We start from the raw sequence: 15,576 nt of genomic DNA, 5'->3' as shown, positions 1-15,576 counted from the left end.
CGGCGGAATGCCGGTGGGTTACCGGGGCACGTGGCGCTCGCGGCGGACCGTGGTCCGCCTGCCCTTGATGGTGGCCCGCCGCAGCGCGACGATCACGTCTTCGGCGGCGGCCTCGGGGACCTCGACCAGGGAGAACCGGTCGGCTATTTCGATGGCGCCGATGTCGCGGCCGGACAGTGTGGACTCGCCGGTGATCGCGCCGACCAGGTCCTGTGGGCGCACGCCCGAGGAACGGCCGCTGCCCACGAACAGGCGGGTCATGCCACTGCCGGACCGACGAGTGCTCGGGCGTCCCGGGCTCTTGCGGCGGCGGCCCTGGTCGTCGGCCGGGGGCGGTTCGGCCTCCGGGAGTTCTTCCTCGTCAACGGTTCCGCTGGTCTCCTGGGCCAGTTTGACCGCGGCGAGCGCCACGTCGAACAGGTCGAACTCTTCGCAGAGCGGCTCGATGACGCCGCGGAACTTCTCGAGGTCGTCCTCCAGGAGGCTCTCCCGGAGAGCGGCGCGGGTCAGGTCAAGCCGCCTGGCGCGCAGATCGGCGACGGTGGGCAGCTTCTCCACCGTGATCCGCCGGCCGGTGGCGCGCTCGATGGACTTGAGCATCCGGTGCTCGCGCGGCTCGACCAGGGTGATGGCAGTGCCCTCGCGGCCCGCTCGACCGACGCGCCCGATGCGGTGGACGTAGGACTCGGCCGCGCTGGGCACGTCGTAGTTCACCACGTGGGTCAGCTGCTCGATGTCGAGCCCGCGGGCGGCCACGTCGGTGGCCACGACCAGGTCGATCGTGCCCGCGCGCAGCCGGTTCATCACCCGGTCACGCTGCTGCTGGTCCATGCCGCCGTGCAGCGCCTCGGCGCTCTGGCCGCGCCCGTTGAGGGTCTCGGTGAGCCGGTCGACCTCGTCGCGGGTGCGGCAGAACACGACCGCCGCCGCGGGCGCCTCCAAGTCGAGGACGCGGCCGAGCGCGGCGGGCTTGTGCCCGCGGGGGACGACGTAGGCGCTCTGCCGCACCAGCAGGCTTTCGCCGGTGGTCGACGCCTCGCGGTCGAGCTGGACCATCACCGGCTCGCGCAGGTGGCGGCGAACCATGCCCGCGATCCGCGGCGGCATCGTCGCGGAGAACAGGGCGGTCTGCCGGTCCGCCGGGGTGCTGCTGAGGATCGCCTCGATCTCCTCGGCGAACCCCATGTCCAGCATCTCGTCGGCCTCGTCGAGCACGACGGCCGTGATGCCGTCCAGGTCGAGCGTTCCCCGGTTGATGTGGTCCTGCGCGCGCCCGGGCGTGGCCACCACGACGTCGACGCCGCGGCTGAGCGCGCGCAGCTGTCGGCCGATGGGCTGACCACCGTAGATCGGCAGCACCCGGGCGCCGATGTCGTGCCCGTAGCGGTGCATCGCCTCCGAGACCTGCACGGCCAGCTCACGGGTCGGCACGAGCACCAGGGCGATGGGCCCGGCCCGCCCGGCGCCGTCGGCGATCAGCTGCAGCAGGGGAAGGGCGAACGCGGCGGTCTTACCCGTCCCGGTCGCGGCCTGCCCGACGAGATCGCGGCCCTGCAGCAGCGGTGGGATGGCGGCGCGCTGGATCGGAGTGGGTTCCTCGTAGCCGAGACCGACGAGCGCTTGGCGTAGTTCGGGTCGCAGTCCCAGGTCGGCGAAGCCGCTCCCGTCCCCGCCGGTGTTCTCGATCATCAATGACCCTTCGGTGCCCGCGTCGGCTGTCGGGCGTGGGTACCCATCAGTGGGTCTCATTATGCGGATGGTGTGTGGCCGCCCGCAGGCTGGGGAACCCAGGAGCAGGCGATCCGAGGAGGTCCGATGGTCCGGGAAGTGGTCCGGCGTGAGGTCCGGGCGCTGATCGACCGCGGTGCGCAGCCGGTCGAAGTGCTCGCGGCCAAGGAGTTCGACGACGCGCACCTGCCTGGCGCGGTCAACATCCCGCTCGACGAACTGCCCGGGCAGGCGCCGTCGAGGCGGAACCGGGACCGGGCCGCGGTCGTCTACTGCTACGACACGCTGTGTGACATGAGCGCGCGCGGCGGCGCGGCTGGGGTCGCTGGGTTTCACCGACGTCTACGACTATGTGGGCTCCGAGATGGACTGGATCGGCGCCGGGCTGCCGTTCGAGGGCGTCCGCGCGGATGGTCCGCACCTGGCCACGCCGGCCGACCGGTTCCGTGCCGACCTGCGGGCTGGACGAGACAGTGGGCCAAGTGAGGGGGCGACTGGGGGACTGGGAGCTTTGCCTGGTGGTCGATGACAGCGGCATCGTCCTCGGCTTGGTCCGCGCGCTCGCGCCATGGAGGAGTCACGTCCGATCAGGGCGGTGATGCGGGAAGCGCCACGCACCTACCGACCGCACACGACTCCCGCGGAGCTGAAGAAGCGGCTGGAGCGCTCACCGGTGCCGTGGCTGCTGGTCACGAACCTCGACGGCACGCTGGTCGGTGTGGCCCGTCCCGACGGGCAGCACCCCGGCGCGCGTCGCGATCGTCGCGACGAGGGAGTCGGCGGTGCGGGGCTGCGCGTGCGGGAACTCGGCCTGCTCCGGCACGCCGAACCGGGCGATGTTGCCCGCCGCTCGGCCCGCGGTCGCGGGACTCACCGGGGCGAGTCCGCAGAATAGTTTCGTGGTGATGTCGGAAAGCGCCGAGCCCGTTCGTAGTCAAGGTGAGAGACCGGCGAGGAACCGGTCGCCGAGCACCGGAGGCCACGATGTCCGTCACCACTCCCCAGAGCACCGCGGTGGACCAGGAGCGGGTAAGCGCCACCCTGACGGTCGCCGCGCCCGCCGCGAGGGTGTTCGCGGTCCTGGCCGATCCGACGACCCATTGCCGGATCGATGGCACCGGCTGGGTGCGGGAACCGGTCGACCGGGCGACGCTGACCGAGGTGGGGCAGCTCTTCCGGATGGAAATGCGTCACGCCAAACACCCGAACGGTGACTACCAGGTGGCCAACAAAGTCCATGTGCTCGACCACCCACGCACCATCGGCTGGCTGACAGGGCAGGAGAAGGACGACGGCCAACTGGAGTTCGGCGGCTGGATCTGGCGGTACGACCTCGAGCCACTCGGCCCGTCCGACACCGAGGTCACGCTCACCTATGACTGGTCGGCGGTGCCGCCGTTCATCCGCGAGTACATCCAGTTCCCGCCGTTCGGCCCGCAACACCTCATCAACTCGCTGCACCACCTGGCCGAACTCGCGGGATGACGCGGGTAGGTGCGACGCGCTGACGGAAGGGGACGCGCCCTCTTCATCGGCGGCAGCTGTGTCGTGGCGGCAAAGGTCTGGTGAGATTTCCGAGACTGTCCACTGCGGACAGTCCACAGTGGACAATTTGTGGTTCGCGGCAGTTGCTCGCGGGGCTACTTAATGCCGGTGTGCGCGATTCCCTCGATGACCCGGCGCTGGAGGGTGATGAACAGGATCAGGATGGGCGCCATCGCCATGAGGCTGGCCGCCATCACCAGGGGGATCTGGGTGCTGCGCTCGCCTTGCAGCGTCGCCAGGCCGACCGCGAGCGGCATCTTCGTGCCGTCGGTGGTGACGACGAGCGGCCACAGGAGGTCGTTCCACGACCACAGCACCGTGATGATCGCCAGCGCCACGAGCCCAGGACGGGTCAACGGCAGCATCACCCGCCAGAACACCTGGAACGGGTTGCACCCGTCGAGGCGGGCGGCCTCCTCGAGTTCGATGGGTAGCGACGCGAAGAACTGGCGCATCAGGAACGTGCCGAACGCGCTGAACAAGCCGGGAGCGACCACGCCCTGCACCGTGTTCAGCCACTGCATCGACTCGACGATCTCGTACTGCGGTATCAGGTAGACCTGGCTGGGCACCATGAGGACCGACAGCGTGACCGCGAGCAGCGCGTCGCGACCGCGGAACCGCATCCGGGCGAACGCGTAGCCCGCCATCGAGCACAGGACGAGTTGGGCGGCGGTGCGCAGCACGGTGATCAGCACGGACACCCAGAACTGGGACACGAACGGCAGCCGCTCGAAGACGAGCGCGTAGTTGTCCAGGGTGGGCGCGGCCGGGAATGTCGGGGTCGCGCTCGTCGCCTCGCTCTGCGTGGACAGGCTCAGGATGATCTGCCACGCGAACGGGAACAGCATGGTCGCCGCGCCGACCGACAGGACCACGTGGGTGGGCCAGGTTCGGCCGCGGTTGATGGCGGCGCGCTCAGACATCGTGCACCCACTTGCGTTGCAGGAGGAACTGGACGGCTGTGACGCAGGCGGTGATCACCAGGATGGCGATCGCGATCGCGGCGCCGTAGCCCTTCTCGTTGTCCGGGAAGGAGGCCTCCCAGAACAGGTAGACCAGCGACTTCGTGTCCCGCATCACCGGGTTCGCCGTGCCGACCAGCGTGTAGAGCAGGTCGAACAGCTGCAGGCCGGCGATCACCGTCACCACGGTCAGGAAGAACACCGACCGGCCGACCATCGGGATCGTGATGGACCGGAACTGCCGCATAGGTGACGCGCCGTCCAGGGCGGCCGCCTCGTACAGGTCGCGGGGCACGTTCCTCAGCGCGGCCGACAGGATGATGATGTTGAACCCGAGGGACAGCCACAACCCCAGCACCGCCGTGGCGATCAGCGACCAGCCCGGCGTCGACACCCAGTAGGTGCCCTCGATCCCGATCAGGCCGAGCGCCCAGTTGAGGACGCCGTAGTCACCGTTGTAGATGATCTTCCAGACCTGCGCGACGGCGACCGGCATGGCCACGTACGGCAGGAAGAACAGCGTTCGGTACAGCGTCGCGCCGCGCAGTCCGGGACGGTTCAGCAACGCGGCAAGGACCAGCCCGATGGGGACGCCGAGCACGACGACCCCGGTGTAGATGAGCGTGTTCAGCGCGGCGCGGCCCAGCTCCGGGTCGGCGAGCAGCCGCTGGTAGTTCTCGAGCCCGACCCAGGTCGACCCGCCGAACACACCCCACTCGGTGAAGCTGAAGTAGGCGGTGCGAACGATCGGCCACAGGTAGAAGACCGCGATGCCGAACGCCAGCGGCCCGACGAACAGCAACGGCCACGCGCCGTGGCCGGTGTGTGCCTTCTTCCTGCGCGGCCGGGCCGGGCGACCCGGGGCGGGGATGGCGATCCCCGCCCCGGGCGCCGTCGTGGACGCCGTCATTCCTTCTCCAGCGCCTTGTTCATCGCCTCCGCCATGGCCTTGGCCACCTCGCCGACCGGCTTGGCGCCGGAGAACGCGTCGGGCAGCAGGTCGACCTCGAACTTGCCCCAGGCCGCGGAGTTCTTGCTCACCGGGTAGGGCACCGCGTAGTTCTCGGCCCCGTCGAGGAACACCTTCAGGTCGGCCCCGGGCAGCACCTTGAGGAAGGACTCCTGGGTGCCCTCGTACGCCGAGATCACGCCGCTGAGCTTGGCCAACGTGACCGCGGCCTCCTGCGATGCCAGGTAGGTCAGGAACGCCTCCGACGCGGCCTTGTTCTTGGTGTCGGCGCTGATCACGTTCGCCAGCCCGTGGATGACGGTGGCCTGGCGCTTGTCGCGCGGCAGCGGCGCGACCGCCACGTCCGCGGCGATCGGGCTCTCGGCCAGGAGCTTGGTGTCCCAGGAGCCGGTCCAGAACATGGCGGCCCGGCCGCTGGTGAACCGGCTCAGCGCCGGGGTGTCGGCGTCCTGCGCCAGCGACGGCATGGCGTCGGCGGCGATCAGGTCCGCCCACACCTGCAGGCCGCGAACGGCTTGCGGGGTGTCGAAGCCGGACTTCTTGCCGTCGGCGGAGATGACCTCACCGCCCGCGGCGGCGATGGTGTCGTAGTAGGTCTGCTGCCCGCCGTCGACGAGCGCCGCGGTCACGCCGAAGACGTCCTTCGCCTTCAACTTCGCGCGGATGTCCTTGGCGGCCTGGACGAACTGCTCGACCGTCCAGTCGGACTTGGGCTCCGCGACCCCCGCCTCGGCAAACAGCTTCTTGTTGTAGAACACCGCGATGGTGTCGTAGTCCTTCGGCACGCCGTAGCGGACGCCCTCGTAGGTGTAGAGCGTGTCCAGCGCCTTCGGGTAGTTCGCCGGGTCGATCTTCTTGCCGTCCACCAAGCCGGTGATCGGGGCCAGCTTCTTGTTCGCGGCGTAGAGCTGGAAGTTCGGCCCGTTCATCCAGAACACGTCGGGCGTGGTCTTGGACCCGGCCTGGGTCTGCAGCTTGGTCCAGTACTCCTTGTACGGCGTCACCTGGACGTTGACCTTGACGTTCGGGTAGGTCTTATTGAAGTCGGCGACGATCTGCTGCGCGGCCCCGGCGATGTTCTCGCCCCAGACCCCGTAGGAGATCTCCGCCTTGAGGTCGGCGGGATTGGCGGGCTGCGCGGCGGCGCTGTCGCCGCCGGAGCCGCCGCCACACCCGGCTAAGGCGACGGTCGCGGCGACGACGGCGGACAGCACGGCGAGGTGCTTCTTCATCTGTGCTCCTAGTGGTGGGGCAGGGGACGGGCGGGTTGGTGCGCGGCGAAGTAGGCGGATATCTCAGGAGTGACAGGGGGAACGCGCTGCGGCGTCGAGCCTGTGCGCAGTGACCGGGTCGCGGCGACCCCGGCGGCGATGGCCTCGCGCGCGGACACCGGGTCGGTGTCGGTCGGCTCGCCCTCCCGGACGAACCGAAGGAACTCGGTCATCGTCAGCTCGTCGGCGTCGCCGTGGCCGACGTCGTCGCCGACGATCGGGTACGACCGGTCGCCGTCGGGCCGGTAGCCGGTGCGCTGGTTCCACACCCGCACCTGGCCGCCCGCGCTGTCGCCGAAGTTCTCGATGCGGCCCTCGGTGCCGATGACGGTGTAGTTGCGCCAGTAGTCCGGGGTGTAGTGGCACTGCTGGTAGCTCGCCATCACGCCGTTGTCGAGTCGCATGAGGACCATGGACAGGTCCTCGACGTCGATCGTGCGGTTCAGGTCGGTCTGGGCCAGCGGCGGCCAGTTGTCCAGGGAGAACCAGTCGCGCATGGTGCGGTCGCTGTTGTCCCGGCGCGAGCCGACGCGGCCATAGACGGTCAGGTCGCCCATCGCGACGACCTCGCGGGTGACGCCACCGGCCAGCCAGTGGATCACGTCGATGTCGTGCGCGCCCTTCTGCAGCAGCAGCGACGTCGTCTTCGCTCGTTCGGCGTGCCAGTCCTTGAAGTAGTAGTCGCCGCCGTGCCCGACGAAGTGCCTGCACCAGATGGAGGTCACCTCGCCGATCTCGCCGCGCGCGATGATCTCCCGCATCAGCCGCACGACGTGCATGTGCCGCATGTTGTGCCCGACGTAGAGCTTCGCGCCCGAGGCGTGTGCGGCGGCGAGCACGCGGTCGGCGTCCTCGATCGTGGTCGCCAGCGGCTTCTCCAGGTACACCGCGACCCCCGCGGCGAGCAACTCCTCGCACACGTCGGCGTGGGTGTGGTCGGGGCTGGTGACGATCGCGGCGTCCAGGTCGGGGAACGCCCGCAGCAGCCCGGTGACGTCGCGGTGCAGGGGCACCTCGCCGAACCATCGGGCCGCGCGCTCGGCCGCCCGGTCGTCGGGGTCGACCGCGCCGACCAGCGTGGCCCCCGCGGCCACGGCGTGCTCGGCGATCGGTGCTCGCGCGCCGACTCCGATGACGGCGATGGACAGGTCGTTCATCAAGCGATCTCCGTGGGCATCGGTCAGTAGTGAAAGTGGTTTTTCCTACTGATGGATGCGAGGGTTGCCGGAGATGCCTGTTAGGACAAGGAATTTCCGTGCCAGTTACCCAACTGTTATGTAAGTTGCGCTTCCGGGTTTCACAATCAGGCGGGCGCGTGCTCCCGCAGAGTGATCACCGGCGTGCTGACGTCCGGGCTGCGCAGCAGCCCCGCGCCGACGGTGTCGAAGGACCGCAGGACGCCGCCGAGTGAGACGTCGAGCTCGCCGAGCGCGTGCCCGACGATGGGGTACTCGAAGGGCAGGTTGAGCTGGGCGGCGACCTTGGGGCGCAGCATGGGGACGAGCAGGTCGGCGTACCGGCCGAGCCGTCCGCCGAGGACGACGAGATCAGGGTCGACGGCGGCGAGCAGGCCGCCGACAGCGAGCGCCATCCGGTCGGTCAGCTCCTCGGCGAGTCGGAGCCCCTCCGGGCCGCCTGCGGCGAGCCGCGCGTCGGTGGCCTCGATGTGCTCCCATGGCCCTTCGTCACCGCGCACCGGCCCGGCGAGGACCCGCAGCGCCAACAGCTCGCCCGCCTGGTGGTGGCGGCCGAGGTGCACCCGCCCGCCGAGGACGAGCCGGGCCGAGACGTGGAACCAGGTGAGCAGGTAGAGGCTGGTGTCGGCGAACCGGGAGGCGCCGAGGGTGGCTTCGGCGCCCGCGGCGAGCACGAGGTCGTTCTCCACCGTGACCCGGCAGCCGAACACCTCGGTCAGCCGACCCGCGATGTCGACGCCCTGCCACTCCCGCACCGCGGGGGAGCGCGAGAGCCTGCCGTCGCCGCCGACGATCCCGGGCACCGCCACGGTGACGCCCGCCAACGTGCCGTGGGGCAACCGCGCCGCGTCGAACGCCCGCAGGACGTGGGCCCGCAGCGGCGCGAGGTCCGCGGTCCCGGTGCGTGGGCTGGCAGGCCCGTCGATGTCGGTGTGCACGATGTCGCCCGCCAGGTTGGCGACCGCCACCCGCAGCCGCACGTCGGACAGATCCAACCCGACGACGTGGTGTCGCTCCGCACGGAACCGATACCGCCGCGCGGGCCTACCCCCACCCGAACTCGGCGGCGCGGGAGCGACGTCACCGTCCACCAGGCCCTCGGCCTCGATGTCGGCGATCAGCGCCTCCACCGTGGGCCGCGACAAACCGGTGCGCGCGGCCAGTTCCCGAATGGTCGCGACCCGCACCTCGCGCAGCCCTTCGAGGCAGCGCCCCCTTGGCGTCGTCGCCTTCAGCATGTGCCGCCCCCGCGTGATCCATAGGCTTCCGGTGTCGAGCTTATGACCAGCGGACATCTGAGGCCGTGCGGGTCAAGCCAGTGTCGCCGCGTCATCTCGCGCCATCGGCCGGTCAGTGTGACTCAGCGGTTTCGCACCGAGTCGTAGTGCCGCGCGGCCCGGGCTCGGTTCCCGCAGCCCGCGGAGCACCAGCCGCGGCGGTGGTGGCCTTTGACGAAGAACAGCACGCACCCGGGACCCTGACAGGCGCGCAACTCGGCCACCGCGGGTCCGGCGAACAAGTCCACGGCCTCCTGCGCGATCGCGCTGAGGATCGCGGCGACCGATGGGCCGGTGCCGCAAGGTTCGGTCGCGGGCTCGCGGTCCCAGCGCAGTTCCCGCCACCGCCGTCCGACCCGCACGTGCCGGTTGAGCGTGTCGACGTCGGCGGTGGCAGGCCTTGCCGAGGTCACCGCCGCAGACGCCAGCGCCCGGACGCAGTCGCGCAGTTCGCGTGCCGCGCGCAAGTCCGCGGTGTCCACCGTGGTGAGGTCGACATCGCCGCGCAAGCGCGGGCGCACCTGGTCCAGCCACCACACCAGCGCGTCGACGTCGGCAAGGCCGTCCTGGGGATGGCCGCGGACGGCGTAGGTGGTGTTGGCCAGTTCGATCGGCAGTGGCTCGCCCAGTACCGGGGCAGTGCTCATCAGGCGGCTCCGCGCAGCTTGGCGTTCTCCCGTTCCAAGGTAGCGACCCGATCGCGCAGGGCCTCGGTGGCGCGCTCGACGTCGTCGACATGCCACAGCTGGGGGATGTGCTGGTGGCAGTTCCAGTCGAAGGCCTCGACCTCGATCAGCATCGTGCGCTCGACCTTGGCCGGGTACCCCTCGACGGCCAGGTCGCGGTTGCCTTCCACGACCCGGGCACGGCCGAGGATCTTCATCCGGACCTGGTGGGCGTAGTCCATCAGGAACAGCGCGACCCGGTCGTCGTGGTCGAGGTTGCCGACGCTGATGTACTGCCGGTTGCCGCGGAAGTCGGCGAACCCGATGGTGTGGTCGTCGAGCACCCGCAGGAACCCTCGCGGGCCGCCCCGGTGCTGGATGTAGGGCCACCCGGTCTCGCCGACCGAGGCGAGGTAGAAGCTGTCGCGGTCCTGGATGAACCGCCGCTCGTCCGCGCCGAGCCGGTCGGCGGACGCGGGCGCGTCGAGCATCCGTCGGTAGGCGCGGTCGCTGCCGTGCTCGCGCTGGTGGGCCTGCACGCCCGGGGTGAAGGCGAGCTGGGCGAAGCGGCTGGTCACGACTGGCTCCTCGGTCCGAAGATCGTGCGCTCGGCCTCGGTGATGCGCTGGTCGTTGATGCTCGCCTCGCGTCGGGCCATCAGTCCGTCGGCGGCGAACTCCCAGAGCTCGTTGCCGTGGCTGCGCCACCAGCCGCCGTCGGCGTCGCGCCACTCGTACTGGAAGCGCACCGCGATGCGGTCGTCGGTGAAGGCCCATAGCTGTTTGCGCAGCGCGTAGGCGAGTTCCCGGGCCCACTTGCGGGTGAGGAACGCCCGGATCTCGTCGCGGCCGGACAAGAACTCATCGCGGTTTCGCCACGTCGAGTCGGGGGTGTAGGCGAGCGCGACCCGGTCGGGGTCACGGGTGTTCCAAGCGTCCTCGGCGGCCTGAACCTTGGTCGCGGCGGTCTCGGCGGTGAAGGGCGGAATCGGTGGGCGAGTCATACCGCCACTCTACCGGTTATGGACATGTATAACCATTAGAAGTTGGGATCGCTGATCTTGTCCGCCAAGGCAGGCAATGGGGTGCGGTCTCAAGACGCGGTCGCGACCTCCGGCCTGTTCGCTCGTTGGTCTGACCGTGATGCGTCGAACAATCCTCGCCGGGCTCGCGATGGCGACCGCCCTCGGCCTCGCGGCGCCCGCGTCCGCGGCCCCCACCGACGAGGTGTACGAGGTGCACTACGTCGACACGGTCGACGGGGCGAAGGTCCGGGTGGAGGTGTGGCGCGACACCTCGTTCGACGCGGGCAGACAGCCGGTGATCCTCACCTACTCGCCGTACAACTCCCTCTCCGAGCCGGAATCCGCGCGCGACTCGCTGGGCGACACCTACGTTCCCAAGGGGTACGCGCGGGCTGTGGCGGACGTGCTCGGGACGCGAGGGTCGACCGGGTGCTGGGACTACGGCGGCCGCAAGGAGCAGCAGTCGGGCGTCGACGTCGTCGAGTACCTGGCCGGGCTCGGCTGGTCCAACGGCAAGGTCGCGATGATCGGCGGCTCGTACAACGGCACGACCGCGACCATGGTGGCCGCCCGCGGGGAGAGCGCCCGGGGGCTCGCCGCGATCGTGCCGATCTCCGCGATCAGTCGCTGGTACGGCTACGCCTACGGCAACGGTGTCCGGTACTTCCTCAACTCCAAGGTGCCCAGCGACGAGGGGTTCGACACCCCGCTCGCGTTCGACGTCGGCTTCGGCAAGACCGTGGCGGCCGATCCGATGGGCGGGCACTTCGCCGACACCATGCGGGACCGGGCCGCGGAATGCGGAGCGGTCGAGCACACCGAGGAGGGCTACAGCCGCAACCCGGACTACGACGGGTTCTGGCTCGACCGCGACTACCGCAAGGACGCCGCGCGGTTCCGGGTGCCGGTGCTGCTGGCGCACGGCTGGCAGGACTACAACGTCAAGCAGGAGGAAGCCGCCGAGCTCTATCGCGCGCTTCCGGTCGACGACCCGGCCACCGCGACGGCCGAAGGCGTCCCGTTCAAGCTGATGTACCTGACCCAGGGCGCGCACGCGGGCGGCACGTCGGGCGCGCAGTGGGCGGCCCTGCTGGAGCGGTTCCTGGCGCACACGCTCAAGGGTGTCGACAACGGGATCGAGCGGGCGGGGCCAGTGATCACCGAGGGGGTCCGCGGCGGCGTGAGCACCGCCTTCCGTACGGAGGCCGACTATCCCGTGCCCGGCACGCGGCCCACGACGCTGTGGCTGCGGCCGTCCTTCGACGGCGACGAACTCCCGGGCCTGATCCTCCCGCCCCAACTGCCCGGCCAGGGCGAGACCGGCGCGCTGTCGGCCAAGCCCAACAAGGGCGACGCCGACCCCACGTCGGCCTACCTCGAAGCAGGTGTGTCCACCGAGGAACTGGCCGCCCGGACCGGGCTGTACCACCTGTCACTTCCGTTGGCCTCCGACACCCGCCTGGTCGGCTCCGCCGTGCTCGACGCCTGGGTCAAGCCGTCATCGGCGACGATGCACCTGACGCCGGTGCTGGTCGACGTGGCGCCGGACGGAAGCCGCCGGACCATCCAGCGCGGCTTCCTGCACGTGGACTACCGCAACGGGCTGGACCGGGCCGAACCCGTGCCGGGCGAATGGCAACAGGCCAGAGTGACGCTCCTGCCGCAGGACGTCACGGTTCCCGCCGGCCACCGGATCGGACTTTTCGTCCAGAGCTCCAACACCGTCTGGGCTGTGCCGGGCAACCCCGGCACGGTCGAGGTGGCGAACGGCAAGATCCTGCGGCTGACCGCGGGATCTCGACTTGTCCTGCCGACCATCGGCGGGGCGACCTTCACCAAGGGCTGATCCCACAAGGAGACCCACCATGTCCACCACTCGATCCGGTCCGTTGCCGAAGGCGGTCGTCGCCTGCTTCGGCGCGGTTCTGCTCACGTTCCTGTCGGCGACCCCGGCAGGCGCGCACGACAGTGACGGCGACACTCCGTCGGCGACGCGTGGCCTTCAGGTCGCCGAGGTGGGCGCGGGCCGGGCGATGTCGTGGGTGGCGAACATCCAGTACGTGCCGCCCGCGCCGGACAGCACCGAGCCGGTTGCCCAGACCGGTTCGGACATCGAGTTCCTCAAGGCCGGGGGCCGGGAGTACGCGCTGGCGGGCACGACCGACTTCGGCCTGCACATCATCGACATCACCAAGCCGACCGCGCCGGTCCGGGCGGCGACCTACGACTGCCCGATCTACCAGGGCGACGTCCAGGTGTGGAAGAAGAACAAGCGCGTCTACGCCAGCTATACGGCGGACACGGCGTTCGGTGCCGCGGGCGCGGCGTCGCGGTGCGGCAGGGACCTGGCGCCCACGTTCGCGAAGCTCGGGATCGCGGCGGACAAGGCGATCGGCACCGTCATCGTCGACGTCACCGATCCGCGTGTCCCGAAGACCGTGTCGTTCCTGCACATTCCGCGCGGCTCGCACAACATGACGATCCACCCCAGCGGGAACTACCTGTACAACTCGAACTCCGACCTGGCCACCAGCACCGATCCGACGATCGAGGTGTGGAACGTGGCCGACCCGGCCGCTCCGGCCAAGGTCCACACCCTGCACCTGCCGTACACACCCACGTCGCTGGGCTCGGAGTCGCACGACATCACCTTCAACACCGACGGCACCAGGGCGTACTCGGCGGCGATCTCTCAGACGCTGGTGCTGGACACCGCCAACCCGGCGCAGCCGAAGATCCTCTCGAAGATCGTCGACCCCACGGTGAACGTGTCCCATCAGGCCGACCCCGTCACGGTGACCAGGGCCGACGGCACCAAGCGCGAGGTCCTCATCGTCACCGACGAGCGAGCGGGCGCGCTGGGCACCTTCGAATGCCCCGGCGGCGGCCTGCACCTCTACGACGTCACCGGCTCCAACGAACTCGCCCCCGTCAAGATGGGCGCCTGGTTCATCGACAAGATCAACGCGCCGGAGAGCCGCTGCACCTCGCACGTTCTGCGGATCTACCCGGCGCAGAAGCTGCTGACCATCGCCTGGTACGGCCAGGGTGTGCGAGTCCTGGACATCTCGGGCATCGCCGACCATGCGGGCCTGGGCACCGACGTTGCCTTCGGCGAGGGCGTGGGCATGAAGGAGATCGGCAACTTCGTCATGCCGGACGCCGACACCTGGTCGTTCAAGACCAACAAGATCAACAAAGATGGCTCGTTCTACGGCTACGGCAACGACCTGACCCGCGGCTTCGACGTCTACCGCTACGACGGCTCGACGATCGGTGACGTGCCGCCGCTGGCGCCCCGGTCCCTGCTCGACACCGAGCTACCCGACGCCGGGCTTCCCGGCACCGGCGTCCAGGATGCGCGCACAGGGCTGTCCTCGCTGCACCTCGGGGTAGCCGTCCTCCCGCTCGCCTTGGTGGGCCTGTGTCGGCGCGGTCGGCTCGTGGCGTCGTTTCGGGCGTGCCGCGGTGGTCGGTGACTCCTGCGACTGGCCGGGCTGCCAGCGGCGCACGGTGTTCCCTTCTGTCGCTGAAATAAATGGACAGTCATCCGCCCAGGGCGACGCCATGCCCACCAATGACCTCGTGCGCAGCGGATTCCTACCCGAACAACCGTCCACTTGACACGGTCAGCACCGTGTCGAACACGTCGCCGTCCGATTCGCAGGTGGCGCGGCGGCCGGTGCCGTTGGGGGTGGGTGGGCGCACGCACCGGGGCACGCTCGATGAGCAGCGGCCCGCCACCTATTCCCACGATGCGGTGCGGGAGCGGCCGATGGTTGCGGTACCTTCATTCGTGTAACCAATATTTTACCGTCGGTTACCGTAGCGTCCGCAGCCGCGATCGCCACCACCGAGCCAGAGGGACTGCCATGAGCTTGTTCGACATGTTGAAGGAGAAGGCGACCGAATTGCTGGGCGGTGCCACCGACAAGGTCACTGAGATGACCGGATTCGAATCGCCCGCCGAAGGCATCGAGCAGGCTGTCGGCGGGGCCGCCGAAGCAGGCCAGGACGTGGTCGACGCCGCGACCGGTGCGATCGGCGACGCTTCCGGCGCCGTCACCGACGCGACGGGCTCGATCACCGACTCCTTTACTGACAACAAGTAGGACCGGACCGGCGTACGCCTCCGGCCCGCGGGTCCAGTTCTGGTCGTCGTTGTCACCGACGGTCGTCCATGGCAGGTATGCCGAACCCTCCGTCTTAATGGACGGCAGGTCGCAGACCCGCCTCGGCTCGGCAGCGACACCGATCGCGCCTCCGTGCGGCGCTCCGACCACGGGCAGGAGGCGAACGCGGCATGACCAGCCCAACGCCCACTTCGGACTCCCGACCGCCGTTACGGTGCCTGAGCCTCGGCGCAGGTGTCCAAAGCGCGACCGTGTTGCTGCTTGCGTGCGAGGGCGTGATCCCAAGGTGCGATGTCGACTTGTTCGCCGTCGCCGAGCCGACAACCGCGGCCTCCCGGACAAGCACCCCGATCACGCGCGCACCCTTTACATCCTGGAAGAAGCGGTCATCGCCGCTGCCGAGGGCGCGTACAGCGAGTTTCTGTTCCACCCGTCGAGGCAATCCGTGCTGGCGCGATCGGTGGATCACGCCGGTGTCGCCGCCAGGTAGGACAGTGTCGATCAACTGGCGGGTCTGCACCGCCGGGCCGCCGAGCTAGGGCGACGCCAGGAGAACCTGCTCACTCAAGCCGAGCAGGCGGATCCGACTGATCCGTTCGCCCAGGGCCTCCGTGAACGATTCAACGCCCCACAGTCCGAGCGTCAGAAGATCCTTGACCAAATCGCCGGCCACGACACTCGGCAGGACGATGCGCCGCGACCGCTTGAACGTACGGAGTTGGACCTGATGGACGCAATGCCCCACCTCGCGCTCAACCTGACCCGGGCGCCTGGCGAACTGCTGGGGCGGCTGTTCGAACTC

At 69.6% G+C, this 15,576-nt stretch carries 15 protein-coding genes; 5 read left to right on the top strand and 10 right to left on the bottom strand.

Annotated elements, in window-relative coordinates; genetic code table 11:
• Positions 1-18: 18 nt before the first annotated feature.
• Positions 19-1,689, bottom strand: coding sequence for a DEAD/DEAH box helicase (locus tag GPZ80_RS28880; protein ID WP_187224301.1), 1,671 nt, complete (start codon positions 1,687-1,689; stop codon positions 19-21).
• A gap of 126 nt (positions 1,690-1,815) precedes the next feature.
• Between GPZ80_RS28880 and GPZ80_RS34135 the strand changes: the two genes are divergently transcribed.
• Positions 1,816-2,214: a rhodanese-like domain-containing protein gene (locus tag GPZ80_RS34135; protein WP_222720021.1), complete on the top strand. Its 399-nt coding sequence runs from the start codon at positions 1,816-1,818 to the stop codon at positions 2,212-2,214.
• 181 nt (positions 2,215-2,395) lie between these two features.
• Here GPZ80_RS34135 and GPZ80_RS33070 read toward each other — a convergent pair whose 3' ends face one another.
• A complete protein-coding gene (locus GPZ80_RS33070) occupies positions 2,396-2,602 on the bottom strand; it encodes a hypothetical protein (RefSeq protein WP_246477584.1) in 207 nt (68 codons plus the stop codon).
• Between the two features lie 110 nt (positions 2,603-2,712).
• Here GPZ80_RS33070 and GPZ80_RS28865 point away from each other — a divergent pair, with 110 nt between their 5' ends.
• On the top strand, positions 2,713-3,213 hold the full coding sequence (locus GPZ80_RS28865; protein ID WP_187224268.1) for an SRPBCC family protein: 501 nt from the start codon (positions 2,713-2,715) through the stop codon (positions 3,211-3,213).
• 155 nt (positions 3,214-3,368) lie between these two features.
• On the opposite strand, the gene GPZ80_RS28860 is transcribed toward GPZ80_RS28865, so the two are convergent.
• The 8 genes from GPZ80_RS28860 to GPZ80_RS28825 form a co-directional block, all read right to left on the bottom strand.
• Positions 3,369-4,199, bottom strand: coding sequence for a carbohydrate ABC transporter permease (locus GPZ80_RS28860; protein WP_187224267.1), 831 nt, complete (start codon positions 4,197-4,199; stop codon positions 3,369-3,371).
• A complete protein-coding gene (locus GPZ80_RS28855) occupies positions 4,192-5,148 on the bottom strand; it encodes a carbohydrate ABC transporter permease (RefSeq protein ID WP_187224266.1) in 957 nt (318 codons plus the stop codon). Before GPZ80_RS28855 ends, GPZ80_RS28860 begins: the two co-directional genes overlap by 8 nt.
• Positions 5,145-6,440, bottom strand: a complete 1,296-nt coding sequence (locus GPZ80_RS28850) for an ABC transporter substrate-binding protein (protein WP_187224265.1) — start codon at positions 6,438-6,440, stop codon at positions 5,145-5,147. The genes GPZ80_RS28855 and GPZ80_RS28850 overlap by 4 nt, the downstream gene beginning before the upstream one ends.
• A gap of 8 nt (positions 6,441-6,448) precedes the next feature.
• The gene (locus GPZ80_RS28845) at positions 6,449-7,636 is read right to left on the bottom strand and encodes a Gfo/Idh/MocA family protein (protein ID WP_187224264.1); all 1,188 of its coding nucleotides are present in this window, start codon (positions 7,634-7,636) and stop codon (positions 6,449-6,451) included.
• 146 nt (positions 7,637-7,782) lie between these two features.
• Complete coding sequence (locus tag GPZ80_RS28840) at positions 7,783-8,913, bottom strand: ROK family transcriptional regulator (RefSeq protein ID WP_187224263.1); 1,131 nt, start codon at positions 8,911-8,913, stop codon at positions 7,783-7,785.
• Between the two features lie 122 nt (positions 8,914-9,035).
• Positions 9,036-9,599 carry a CGNR zinc finger domain-containing protein gene (locus tag GPZ80_RS28835; protein WP_187224262.1) on the bottom strand — a complete coding sequence of 188 codons (564 nt, stop codon included), beginning with the start codon at positions 9,597-9,599 and terminating at the stop codon, positions 9,036-9,038.
• Entirely contained in the window at positions 9,599-10,195 is a 597-nt protein-coding gene (locus GPZ80_RS28830; RefSeq protein ID WP_187224261.1) for a pyridoxamine 5'-phosphate oxidase family protein, read from the bottom strand. The genes GPZ80_RS28835 and GPZ80_RS28830 overlap by 1 nt, the downstream gene beginning before the upstream one ends.
• The gene (locus GPZ80_RS28825; RefSeq protein WP_187224260.1) at positions 10,192-10,620 is read right to left on the bottom strand and encodes a nuclear transport factor 2 family protein; all 429 of its coding nucleotides are present in this window, start codon (positions 10,618-10,620) and stop codon (positions 10,192-10,194) included. The genes GPZ80_RS28830 and GPZ80_RS28825 overlap by 4 nt, the downstream gene beginning before the upstream one ends.
• A gap of 139 nt (positions 10,621-10,759) precedes the next feature.
• Between GPZ80_RS28825 and GPZ80_RS28820 the strand changes: the two genes are divergently transcribed.
• The 3 genes from GPZ80_RS28820 to GPZ80_RS28810 all read left to right on the top strand — a co-directional run bounded on the left by GPZ80_RS28820 (position 10,760) and on the right by GPZ80_RS28810 (position 14,753).
• Complete coding sequence (locus tag GPZ80_RS28820) at positions 10,760-12,487, top strand: CocE/NonD family hydrolase (protein ID WP_187224259.1); 1,728 nt, start codon at positions 10,760-10,762, stop codon at positions 12,485-12,487.
• Between the two features lie 19 nt (positions 12,488-12,506).
• On the top strand, positions 12,507-14,120 hold the full coding sequence (locus GPZ80_RS28815) for an LVIVD repeat-containing protein (RefSeq protein ID WP_187224258.1): 1,614 nt from the start codon (positions 12,507-12,509) through the stop codon (positions 14,118-14,120).
• 393 nt (positions 14,121-14,513) lie between these two features.
• Positions 14,514-14,753 carry a hypothetical protein gene (locus GPZ80_RS28810; RefSeq protein ID WP_187224257.1) on the top strand — a complete coding sequence of 80 codons (240 nt, stop codon included), beginning with the start codon at positions 14,514-14,516 and terminating at the stop codon, positions 14,751-14,753.
• The last annotated feature ends 823 nt before the right edge of the window (positions 14,754-15,576 follow it).

Source organism: Actinokineospora xionganensis (assembly GCF_014323725.1).
Taxonomy (GTDB): domain Bacteria; phylum Actinomycetota; class Actinomycetes; order Mycobacteriales; family Pseudonocardiaceae; genus Actinokineospora; species Actinokineospora xionganensis.
This window is presented reverse-complemented; position numbering and strand designations above follow the sequence as displayed.

Coding starts and splice junctions, on each gene's coding strand:
- GPZ80_RS28880 (WP_187224301.1), bottom strand. CDS start 1,689: ATGATCGAGAACACCGGCGGGGACGGGAGCGGCTTCGCCGACCTGGGA.
- GPZ80_RS34135 (WP_222720021.1), top strand. CDS start 1,816: ATGGTCCGGGAAGTGGTCCGGCGTGAGGTCCGGGCGCTGATCGACCGC.
- GPZ80_RS28865 (WP_187224268.1), top strand. CDS start 2,713: ATGTCCGTCACCACTCCCCAGAGCACCGCGGTGGACCAGGAGCGGGTA.
- GPZ80_RS28860 (WP_187224267.1), bottom strand. CDS start 4,199: ATGTCTGAGCGCGCCGCCATCAACCGCGGCCGAACCTGGCCCACCCAC.
- GPZ80_RS28855 (WP_187224266.1), bottom strand. CDS start 5,148: ATGACGGCGTCCACGACGGCGCCCGGGGCGGGGATCGCCATCCCCGCC.
- GPZ80_RS28850 (WP_187224265.1), bottom strand. CDS start 6,440: ATGAAGAAGCACCTCGCCGTGCTGTCCGCCGTCGTCGCCGCGACCGTC.
- GPZ80_RS28845 (WP_187224264.1), bottom strand. CDS start 7,636: ATGAACGACCTGTCCATCGCCGTCATCGGAGTCGGCGCGCGAGCACCG.
- GPZ80_RS28840 (WP_187224263.1), bottom strand. CDS start 8,913: ATGCTGAAGGCGACGACGCCAAGGGGGCGCTGCCTCGAAGGGCTGCGC.
- GPZ80_RS28835 (WP_187224262.1), bottom strand. CDS start 9,599: ATGAGCACTGCCCCGGTACTGGGCGAGCCACTGCCGATCGAACTGGCC.
- GPZ80_RS28825 (WP_187224260.1), bottom strand. CDS start 10,620: ATGACTCGCCCACCGATTCCGCCCTTCACCGCCGAGACCGCCGCGACC.
- GPZ80_RS28820 (WP_187224259.1), top strand. CDS start 10,760: ATGCGTCGAACAATCCTCGCCGGGCTCGCGATGGCGACCGCCCTCGGC.
- GPZ80_RS28815 (WP_187224258.1), top strand. CDS start 12,507: ATGTCCACCACTCGATCCGGTCCGTTGCCGAAGGCGGTCGTCGCCTGC.
- GPZ80_RS28810 (WP_187224257.1), top strand. CDS start 14,514: ATGAGCTTGTTCGACATGTTGAAGGAGAAGGCGACCGAATTGCTGGGC.